The organism is Paracoccus marinaquae, assembly GCF_018860165.1.
Taxonomy (GTDB): Bacteria; Pseudomonadota; Alphaproteobacteria; order Rhodobacterales; family Rhodobacteraceae; genus Paracoccus; species Paracoccus marinaquae.
In genome coordinates, this window is sequence record NZ_JAHKNG010000011.1 from 100,437 (window position 1) to 109,731 (window position 9,295).

Here is a 9,295-nt window from a genome sequence, read left to right on the forward strand (position 1 = left end):
TGGGCACGGCACGCCGGAAAATGCGGGTCGGATCACCGGGCTGACAGGCATTCGAGCAGGGTTCGGGCGATCGTCCGGATCAGGTCTTCGTAGAGGCCCGGCCCGACCGCAAGTGCGGTGCCGGACGGGTCCAGCGGCTTGCCCAGACTCACGTCGCTGCCGTCAATGGCGGTCCTGATCAGCTTGGAATTCTGGGCCTGCTCGGGAAAGGCGCAGGCCGCACCTGATTGCGCGATTCGTGACCGAACCTCGGTCAGGCGTGCCGCCGAGGGGCCGGCGGCATCGCCCAGCGATACCGCGATCGCGGGCGGCAACTCATAGTGATCGGTGAAATACCCGTAGGCATCGTGGAGGACGACGAAGCTCTGGCCGCGGACGGGGGCCAGTTCCCGCGCGATCTCGGCGTCCATCCGGGCCAGGGCCCCGGCCGCCGCCTCGGCGTTGGCGGAATAGGTGCCGGCATTGCCGGGGTCGAGTTCGGACAGCCGGGCTGCGATGGCGGCAAGCCATGGCCCGGCATTGGCCGGGTTCAGCCAGGCATGCGGGTCGGTGCCCGCGTGGTCATGGCCGTCATGATCGTCGCCCGCGTCATCCTGCGGATGATTCTGGTCGTCCGCCGCTTCATCGGGGTCGTAGCCGCGCAACCGGGTGCCCGTGACATGCAGCAGTTCCAGATCAGCGCCCCCACCGGCGCTTGCGGCCTTCGACAGCCACGGGGTCAGTTCCGGGCCGAACCAGACCAGAAGATCGGCCGATTGCAGTGCCGCGGCATCCGACGGGCGCATCTGGTAGTGATGGGCGCTGCTTCCGGCGGGCAGCAGGATTTCGGGCCGGGCAAGATCGCCCGACACAAGCGCGACCAGCGAGGCCGCGACCGGCGTATCGGCCAGCACCTGCGGCGGCGCGGCCCCGGCGGCGGACGTCGTGGCGAGAAGTGCGGTCGCGGCGAACAATTGGCGCATGGTGGTCTTTCCGGTTCGTGTTGCGGCCGCGTCCTTCTCTATGTTATATGATAACAAGTCAACTGATATGTTATAGAGTTACATGAATTGAACCACGACCCTTCCTCAACCATCGCGGCCTTCACGCCGCATGATCACCATGCCTGCCAGTCCCAGGCGCTGGATGCCGCCGAGGAACTGGTGGCGGCTCAGGGTGCGCGACTGACGCCGGTGCGACGGCGCACGCTGGAAATCCTGCTTGAGGCGCATCGCGCCATGGGGGCCTATGAGGTGCTGGACCGGCTGGCCGACGAAGGTTTCGGGCGGCAGCCCCCGGTAGCCTATCGGGCGCTGGAATTCCTGGTCCAGCACGGGCTGGCGCATCGCCTGCAGCGTCTGAACGCCTTTGCGGCCTGCCTGCATCCGGACCGGGACCATGTGCCGGCTTTCCTGATCTGCCGGTCCTGCGACAAGCTGGCCGAACTGTCGGCGGAATCGGTGCGCGACCTGCTGTCGGGGATCGCCCGCGATCAGGGTTTTGCCGTCGAGCGGGCAACGATCGAGGCGGTCGGGCTTTGCGCGGCCTGCGCGGAGAAGGGGGCGGCATGACGGCGCTGATCGAGGCGCGCGGCCTGACCATTCATCGCCCCGGCAGCACCGAGACGGTGCTGCGCGAGGTCGATTTCCGCATCGAACCGGGCGAGGTCGTGACCGTGGTCGGCCCCAATGGCTCGGGCAAGTCCTCGCTGGTCCGGGCCTTGCTGGGCCATATGCCGCTGGCGGACGGACAGGTGCTGCGCCGACCCGGCCTCAGGATCGGCTATGTGCCGCAGCGCGTGCAGGTGGATACGGCGATGCCGATGACCGTGCGGCGGTTTCTGTCGCTGCCGCGGAGGATCGGTGACGCCGAAGCGACGGCGGTTCTGGCCCGCACCGGCGTCCCGGGGCTGGAGGGGCGGCAGCTGACCCAGTTGTCGGGGGGGCAGTTCCAGCGTGTGCTGCTGGCCCGGGCGCTGCTGCATGACCCGAATCTGCTGGTTCTGGACGAACCGACCCAGGGGCTGGACCAGCCCGGCATCGTCGCCTTCTACCAATTGATCGAGGATGTCCGGCGCGAAACCGGCGCCGCCGTGCTGATGGTCAGCCACGACTTGATGGTGGTGATGCGCGCCTCGGACCGGGTCGTCTGCCTGAACGGACATGTCTGCTGCGAGGGCAGCCCCGAACATGTCAGCGAGGCCCCGGCCTATCGCGCGCTGTTCGGCACCGAGGCGCAGGGCACGCTGGCGCTGTATCGCCATCATCACGATCACGACCATGACCACGGCTGCACCCCGCATCCGCATGGAGCGGATCACGGTCATCACGCCTGAGCGGCAGGACAGGGAACATGCTGGACGATTTCTTCATTCGCGCTCTGCTGGCAGGGCTGGGGCTGGCCGTGGTGGCCGGACCGCTGGGCAGCTTCGTGGTCTGGCGCCGGATGGCCTATTTCGGCGATTCGACCGCCCATGCGGCAATTCTGGGGGTGGCGCTGAGCCTTGCCTTCGGCATGTCGGTCTATGTCGGCACGCTTGCCGTCGCGCTGGCGGTGGCGGTGATGGTCTCGGCGCTGGCCGCGCGCGGGCAGGCGATGGATACGGTGCTGGGCGTGCTGGCCCATTCCGCCCTTGCCATCGGCCTCGTTGCGATCAGCTTCGTGCCCGCGGCCCGGGCCGATCTGAACAGCTATCTTTTTGGCGATATCCTGGCCGTCGGAGGCACCGATCTGGCCCTGATCTGGGGCGGGGGCGGGCTGATTCTGGCGCTGCTGGTCTGGCGCTGGCAGTCGCTGGTGACGGCCACGGTCAACGAAGAGCTGGCCATGGCGGCGGGGATCGACCCGAAGGTCGAGCGGCTGGTGCTGTCGCTGGCGCTGGCGGTCACCGTCGCGCTGGCGATTCGTGTCGTTGGCTCGCTGCTGATTTCGGCCATGCTGATCGTGCCCGCCGCCGCCGCGCGCGGGCTGGCATCGACGCCCGAGCGGATGGCCGCCGCCGCGGCGCTGATTGCTGCCGCCTCGGTTGCGGCGGGGCTTTGGGCAAGCCTGCAACTGGACAGCCCGGCCGGCCCCTCGATCGTCGCCGCCGCCGCGGTTTTCTTCGCCGCCGGGCAGATTTTTCGTCGCATTTAATTCAGCTTTGTCGCACACTTGTGTCGCGATCGTCGCAGTCGGAACCCGTTTGCCGCGGATCTGTTGGCCAATATGCAACAGTGCGGGCAAGCCCTGGGGGAAATTAATTTAATGCTGCTTTTCAACCGTTCGGGATTGTGTAACTGTCGCATCGATGTTGCCGGAGACGGCAGCCTTCAACGAAACGGAGCATGATCATGACCAAATTCGCTACCTTCGCTGCCGTCCTCGGCCTGACCGCTTCGTCGGCTCTGGCTGGCGGCTATGTTGCCCCCGTCGTCGACGTCGAGCCGATCGTCGTCGAAGAAGAGCCCGCGTCGTCGAACGCTGGTATCGTCATTCCCGCCCTGCTGCTGCTGGGCGTGATCGCCGCCGTCGCTTCGGACGACGACGACAGCTGATTTCGGAACGGATCGGCTCCAATCCGATCTGTTTCACAAGGGCCGGCCTTCGGGCCGGCCCTTTTCCTTTGCGCGCCTGCCGGCGTGGGACCGGGGCGCCCGCCACGAAAAAAAAGCCGGCCCAAACGGGGCCGGCTGCGAAGTTTCGATGACGAGAACCGGACGGGCTTGCCGTTCAGGGCCGCAAGGTCTGGATGGTGACATAGCCGAGCGCGGGGCCGATCCATTGCCGCGACACCGGCACCTGGCCACCCTGAACCAGATAGCTGTTCTGGAAGCTGGCGCCATGCCCCTCGCAATCCTCGACCATGACCCCGGGCTTCGGACCCGCGCCCACGGTGCAGGCGAATTGCAGCGGCCGCTCGAGGCCATCGCCGGTATAGTAATACATGGTGCGCTGGCCGCTGCCGGCCCGCCCGGCGCGGATCAGCGGCTCGGTCTGCGCGACGGCCACCGACAGGTCCTGGCCCAGCCCGCGGGTCCCGACCAGCAGGCCGTTGCGCAGGATCAGCGCGTCCTCGGCGGGGGTCATGTAGGTGCGCATGTCGCCGTTCTGCCCGGCCATGGCCATGATCGGGTTCTGGTTCAGCAACTCGAAGCTTGCCCGGATCAGCGGCCCCGGATTGACCCGCAGGGCTTCCGCTGCCGCCTCCTCGGGCGATTTCGGCTGGGCCGCGGGTGCGCCCGGCGCGGTTTTCGCCGCCGCCGCCTCGACGGCCGTCCGGGCGAGGACGTCCCAGGGCGAGCCGCCGGTCTCGGTGTCGCTTCCACAGGCGGCCAGCAGCGGCAGCAGCGCTGCCGCCAGGATCCGGTTGCGTGTCGTCGTCATCGCCAGAACCTTCCCCAGCCTTGATACAGTTCGACCTCATGGCTGTCGCGCAGCGTGTCATAGAGGCGTCCCGAGACATCCACCCGCGCGCCGCCATCGCGTGACAGCGACCGGATGGTGGTGGTGGCGCGGTTGCGCGACGGCTTGCCGGTCGCCCAGGACAGCGGCAGGGACAGCATGATGCCCTTGTCATACGAGCCCTCGCCGAATTCCTCGGCGCTGAGATCGGTCTTGGTGACATAGGCCCCGACGCGCCAGCCATTGGCGAATTCGCGCGCCAGGGTCACGGTCGCGCCCTTGTCGCCGGCCAGGTACTGGCCGATGTCGAGCTCGGCCGAATAGCCCTGGGCGAACTGGTAATAGGCCGAGACGAAGGCGGTGGTGGCCTCGTAGTCGCGGAACGAGAACAGCGAGTCGAAATCGCGCTTGCGGACCCGGTTGACCTCGACCCCGAGGGCCAGCGGCGAACTGGTCGGCCACCACATGACCTCGGCCGAGATGCCGCCATAGGCCCGTTCCAGAAGCCCGGCGGTGACCCGGGTATAGACGTTCTCGGTGGGCTTGGCATACCAGGCCAGCGTCAGCTCAGGAATGGTCGGGCTGGAATTGCCGGTATACATCCGCGTGTCCGAACGGACGCGCGGCACCCCCTCGGGGGTCGTCTCCAGCGAGGGATCGGATTCGTATTCTTCCGGCGTATAGTGATCGCCGCGTTCTCCGCCGTTCAGTTCGGGCGGGATGCCGGGTCCGCGCTGGTCGATATTGCCGAAGAAGCCCTGCCGCACCCGGCCGGTCAGGACCAGACCCGGAACCAGTTCCCAGATGCCGCTCAGCTCGGCGCCGACCTCATAGCGCAGCGGATCGTCGGGGTCGAACAGGCCAAGGTCCAGATAGGGGCCAAGCCGCCAGCTGAAGTCGGGATAGAGCTCATCCGAATAGACCAGCCCCTGGGGGCGGGGGGCGGCATCGCTGATCTGCGCGACTGCGGCGATTTCACCGGCCGGGCTGTTCTCCAGCCGTTCGACATCGGACCGGCGCAGGGTCACCGACGAGGTCGGGACGCCGTCGGGCGTCGAGGTGATGACCAAGGTGTCTACCGAAGGCGGCAGCGCGCGGGTCATCAGCCGGGCGGTGCGGCCGATCGCCTCGGCCTGCTGGATATAGCGCTGGTTCTCGATCCGGGCTTCGGCCCGGTTCGCGGTCAGGACCATGCCCTCAAGCACGATGCCCTCTTCCATCAGGGCATCGCCAAGCGCCGCCTGGATGGCCGGCTGCGCCGTCGGATCCGCCGCCCACTGGCCCGACCAGCCCTCGGGGTCGGAGGTGCGGCTCGGGCGCGGCCGCACCGGGGCCGGCGCCTTCTCGAGCCCGGACGGATAGGGCGCGGTGCGCGGGTTCAGCGCGAAGGAGAACTGCGCCCCGATCGTCTCGCCGCCGATGGTATAGAGGCCGACCTGATAGCTGCGGCCAAAGCTGTAATAGGCACCCAGATTCAGGTTGCTGCCGGGTTCGTCTTCACCCTGCTGGATCTCCCACACGGTGTCGCCATTGGTATAGCTGGCCCGGTAATTGTTATAGGAATATTCGGCCACCAGGCTCAGCCGGTCATTGACCTGCCAGTTGAGCGAGGCGAAGGGCTTGGGGGTGCCCGAGAACCAGTCCTCGACCTTCGGCGTCCCGCCCTCGTCGCGGATGTCGATGCTGCGCGGCTGACCGGCCAGCGCCCCCCAGCCAAGACCGACCGAGGCGCGCAGCTGCGGCGTGATGTCCTTCGTTGCAACCAGATACTCGCCCGAATGGACGCCGGTGCCGAGGAAATCCATCAGCCCCACCGCGACCGCCGGACGCCAGCCCTGCTGTTCCAGCAGCAGCAGCCGCAGGTCCAGCGACCGGTCCCAGATATGGCCGAGGTCGTTGTGGTCGTTGATGCCATCGATCCGCGAATAGCGCAGGGCGGTGGTCAGGCGCGGCATGGCCTGGAAGGTCACGTTGTTGCGCAGCGCGTAATCGGAATAGGAGACCGTTCCTCCCAGAGTGCCGTCGGGCAGCATCTCGGCGGTCGGGGTGTCGATCCCTCCGGGCATGCCGAAGGAGGACATGTTGCGGGCGATCAGCGGCTCTGCCACCGCGGTCGAGGAGACTGAGCCCAACACCATGGCCGCCGGCAGCGTCGTGGCCATCAGGCGGCGGATGATAAGGGATCGGCGCATCGTCGCTTCCTTGTTCAGCTTTGGCCGGATCATAGCCATGGGCCGGCGCGATTGCATCCCGCCGGCAGAATTTCACCGGCCGAGTGCGTCATCTGGGTCGCACGGGTGGCGGGCGGGCGTCACTGCCCGGCCGCGCCGGCGTCCGCAGGGGCTGCGGGCTCTGCGGCGGCATCGGCGGCAGGCGTGACCGCCGGCGGCGTCGAGGGCAGTTGCAGGGCCGGAGCCGGGACGGTCGTGCTGTCGCCTGCCGGGGTCGCCGGCTCGGTCTGGGAGGCCGCGGCCGGAGCCTCGGTCGGCGCGGGGGCCGGTGCTGGTGCTGCGGCCGGTGTCACGGCAGGCTTCGGCGCGGCGGGGCGGGGCGATGCCGGTTTCGGGGCAGCGGCGCGCGGCGCGGCCGGGGCGGGGGCCTTGACCGCCGCAACCGCCGCCGCCACTTCGGCGCTGGCCGGGCCGGCGCAGCCCGGGTCGGTGCGGCCCGAGACCTTCAGCGTCGCAGTCATCGGGAATTTCTCGCCCGACATGCTGTCCTGGCAGGCGGCGCCGCGTACGGTCAGGGCGAAGGGTCTGCCGCCCAGCATGCCGACATATTCGACCCCCTCGGCGAAGGCGATCCGCTTGACGCGAATGGCGCGGCCGCTCTGGTTTTCGGGGGTCTTGTAGATCGCGGTGCCGCCTGACGCGTCAACCGCCCAGAAGGGCTCGTTCCCGCGGGCGCTGAAGGCGGCGGTGTTGTAGGTCGCGGCTTCGGCGGTGGCGACGGCGCGCGGCTCGGCGGTGCCGGTTTCGATGGGCTGTTCCAGCGGGGACACGCCGGGCGGGCCCTTGTGCCCTTCGGCCTGAACTTCGTCCTGCCCGCCGAGACCGGGCAGCCCGGTGCCCTCGCAGGCGGCCAGCGGCAGGGTCAGGAGGGCGATGAGTGCGAGACGCGGAGACATCGGCGGCCTTCTTCTTATGGATCACTGTCGGCCAAGCGTTAGCAATGGCCGGCGCGGGGGGCAAGCGCTCCGCGCCACCGGCGGCGACAGATCGCCGCAGTAGCTATGGTCAGATGCCGGCAGTTCTTGACACAGTGTGTCGCTGAATTCTCGCCGTGCGGGCCGGGGCGTCAGGAAAAAGCACCCCAAACCCCAATTCGAGTTCCCTCATGTCGTCCGAATGAGGGCGTTCCCACTGCGGACAAAGCTGCCGCTCACAACATGGCGAGCGGCCAGACAAATGCGATCCTGCCGGGGCATCACGGCCAGACAGGGGGCAGGTCCAGTCCTGCGGTTTCGGACAGCCCGCATATCAGGTTCGCATTCTGCACCGCTTGCCCCGCCGCGCCTTTGCCGAGATTGTCGACCACACCCATCGCGATCACCAGCCTGCGCTCGGGGTCGGCTGCATAGCTGACGAACGAGAGGTTCGAGCCCGTCGCCCATTTGGTCTGCGGCGGCCTGTCGGTCACGCGCACGAATGGGCGGTCTGCATAGAAGCTCTGGGCCGCGTCGACACATTGCCGAGTGGTGGCGTTGCCGCGGCAGTAAATGGTGACAAGCACGCCGCGGGTCATCGGAACCAGATGCGGTGTGAACACCAGCCCGGAGGCGCTGCCGCCGCTCAGGCGCTCGATCGTCGTGGTCATTTCGGGCATGTGGACATGCTTGAGCAGGCCATAGGGCTGTAGATTTTCGTTGCTTTCGGCATAGCCGAACTTGCTGTCACCGCCACCACGCCCCGCACCCGAGATGCCGGTCTTGGAATCGATCACGATATTGTCGGGCTCGATCAACTTGCCGGCCAGAAGCGGCGCGAGGGCGTTCAGCGTCGCGGCGGGAAAACAGCCGGGGTTGGCAACGCGGCTCTGGCCTCTGATCCGGTCGGGCCAGACGTCCGCCAGGCCATATGTCCAGCCGTCAACGTACCGGTGGTCGCCGCCGATATCGACGATCTTCACCTCCTCGCGAACGCGCGACAGTGCCTCGGCCGACGCACCGGTGGGCAGCGAGGCGAAGAGCAGGTCGAGCTCTGGCAGAGTCTCGGGGTCCCATTTCTCGATCATCAGTCCGGCGAGCTTGTGCGGCACACCGGGGTAGCGGTCGATCAATCGGCAGCCAGCACTGCCTTCGCCCGCTGCATAGACAAGCTCGAATGACGGATGGCCCGCAATCAGGCGCAGGGCCTCACCGCCACCAAAACCGCTGATGCCGACGATGCCGACGCGAATACCCATGATGATGTCCTTCGATGATTGGAAAAAGAAAGCCCCCGGAGCCGAGGGCTGCGGGGGTCAGGAACGCGGGTCGGAAGTGCTCCGGCGGGCGATAATTATGGCAAGCCGATTATCACGCCAAAGAACACTGATCGACACGCAGCCCGAAGAGCCGCAGCATCGGTGCGCGGCGTCGGCGTCGATCGAAGAGGTTTTGGTTCCTGAACATCCTGCGATGAAATGCCGGCAACCGTGCTCATGGTCAAGCGGGATGTTGGCTCATGGCGAGATTTCCGGGTGTGTCTGGTCAACAGAGCGAATGTCGCGCAAGGGGCGCAAACTGACAGGTGGCGTGATTTCAGATGAGACGCCAACTGATACGGGAACCTGACAGAAAGCCGGAAATCTCTGACGGACACTGACATCAACAGTTCGGGACATTGACGGCCAGGCCGCCAAGCGAGGTTTCCTTGTATTTCTCGCTCATGTCGCGGCCGGTCTGGCGCATCGTCTCGATCGCGGCGTCCAGCGGCACGAAATGGTCGCCGTC

At 67.3% G+C, this 9,295-nt stretch carries 10 protein-coding genes; 4 read left to right on the plus strand and 6 right to left on the minus strand.

All coding sequences use genetic code 11. The features are described 5' to 3' along the window. Nucleotides 1-32: 32 nt before the first annotated feature. Entirely contained in the window at nucleotides 33-962 is a 930-nt protein-coding gene (locus KNW02_RS08680) for a zinc ABC transporter substrate-binding protein (RefSeq protein ID WP_216032866.1), read from the minus strand. An 87-nt stretch (nucleotides 963-1,049) separates the two neighbouring features. Between KNW02_RS08680 and KNW02_RS08685 the strand changes: the two genes are divergently transcribed. The 4 genes from KNW02_RS08685 (at nucleotide 1,050) to KNW02_RS08700 (ending at nucleotide 3,515) form a co-directional block, all read left to right on the plus strand. After that, nucleotides 1,050-1,550 carry a Fur family transcriptional regulator gene (locus KNW02_RS08685; protein ID WP_216032867.1) on the plus strand — a complete coding sequence of 167 codons (501 nt, stop codon included), beginning with the start codon at nucleotides 1,050-1,052 and terminating at the stop codon, nucleotides 1,548-1,550. Then, the gene (locus KNW02_RS08690; RefSeq protein WP_216032868.1) at nucleotides 1,547-2,314 is read left to right on the plus strand and encodes a metal ABC transporter ATP-binding protein; all 768 of its coding nucleotides are present in this window, start codon (nucleotides 1,547-1,549) and stop codon (nucleotides 2,312-2,314) included. Before KNW02_RS08685 ends, KNW02_RS08690 begins: the two co-directional genes overlap by 4 nt. Before the next feature lie 17 nt (nucleotides 2,315-2,331). Next, entirely contained in the window at nucleotides 2,332-3,114 is a 783-nt protein-coding gene (locus KNW02_RS08695) for a metal ABC transporter permease (RefSeq protein WP_216032869.1), read from the plus strand. Nucleotides 3,115-3,311: 197 nt separating this feature from the next. After that, a complete protein-coding gene (locus KNW02_RS08700) occupies nucleotides 3,312-3,515 on the plus strand; it encodes a hypothetical protein (RefSeq protein ID WP_431356749.1) in 204 nt (67 codons plus the stop codon). A 175-nt stretch (nucleotides 3,516-3,690) separates the two neighbouring features. Here KNW02_RS08700 and KNW02_RS08705 read toward each other — a convergent pair whose 3' ends face one another. The 5 genes from KNW02_RS08705 to KNW02_RS08725 form a co-directional block, all read right to left on the minus strand. Further along, entirely contained in the window at nucleotides 3,691-4,344 is a 654-nt protein-coding gene (locus tag KNW02_RS08705; RefSeq protein WP_216032871.1) for a YjbF family lipoprotein, read from the minus strand. Beyond that, a complete protein-coding gene (locus KNW02_RS08710; RefSeq protein ID WP_216032872.1) occupies nucleotides 4,341-6,554 on the minus strand; it encodes a YjbH domain-containing protein in 2,214 nt (737 codons plus the stop codon). The genes KNW02_RS08705 and KNW02_RS08710 overlap by 4 nt, the downstream gene beginning before the upstream one ends. A gap of 119 nt (nucleotides 6,555-6,673) precedes the next feature. Further along, entirely contained in the window at nucleotides 6,674-7,489 is an 816-nt protein-coding gene (locus KNW02_RS08715; protein ID WP_216032873.1) for a COG3650 family protein, read from the minus strand. A gap of 299 nt (nucleotides 7,490-7,788) precedes the next feature. After that, a complete protein-coding gene (gene argC / locus KNW02_RS08720) occupies nucleotides 7,789-8,766 on the minus strand; it encodes an N-acetyl-gamma-glutamyl-phosphate reductase (RefSeq protein ID WP_216032874.1) in 978 nt (325 codons plus the stop codon). 403 nt (nucleotides 8,767-9,169) lie between these two features. Next, a partial coding sequence (locus KNW02_RS08725; RefSeq protein WP_216032885.1) for an L-serine ammonia-lyase, iron-sulfur-dependent, subunit alpha occupies nucleotides 9,170-9,295 on the minus strand: 126 nt, incomplete at its 5' end.

What these genes read in the sequence shown, in the direction of transcription:
- KNW02_RS08710 (WP_216032872.1), bottom strand. Translation starts at nt 6,554, where the DNA reads ATGCGCCGATCCCTTATCATCCGCCGCCTGATGGCCACGACGCTGCCG.
- KNW02_RS08705 (WP_216032871.1), bottom strand. Translation starts at nt 4,344, where the DNA reads ATGACGACGACACGCAACCGGATCCTGGCGGCAGCGCTGCTGCCGCTG.
- KNW02_RS08690 (WP_216032868.1), top strand. Translation starts at nt 1,547, where the DNA reads ATGACGGCGCTGATCGAGGCGCGCGGCCTGACCATTCATCGCCCCGGC.
- KNW02_RS08715 (WP_216032873.1), bottom strand. Translation starts at nt 7,489, where the DNA reads ATGTCTCCGCGTCTCGCACTCATCGCCCTCCTGACCCTGCCGCTGGCC.
- KNW02_RS08695 (WP_216032869.1), top strand. Translation starts at nt 2,332, where the DNA reads ATGCTGGACGATTTCTTCATTCGCGCTCTGCTGGCAGGGCTGGGGCTG.
- argC (WP_216032874.1), bottom strand. Translation starts at nt 8,766, where the DNA reads ATGGGTATTCGCGTCGGCATCGTCGGCATCAGCGGTTTTGGTGGCGGT.
- KNW02_RS08700 (WP_431356749.1), top strand. Translation starts at nt 3,312, where the DNA reads ATGACCAAATTCGCTACCTTCGCTGCCGTCCTCGGCCTGACCGCTTCG.
- KNW02_RS08680 (WP_216032866.1), bottom strand. Translation starts at nt 962, where the DNA reads ATGCGCCAATTGTTCGCCGCGACCGCACTTCTCGCCACGACGTCCGCC.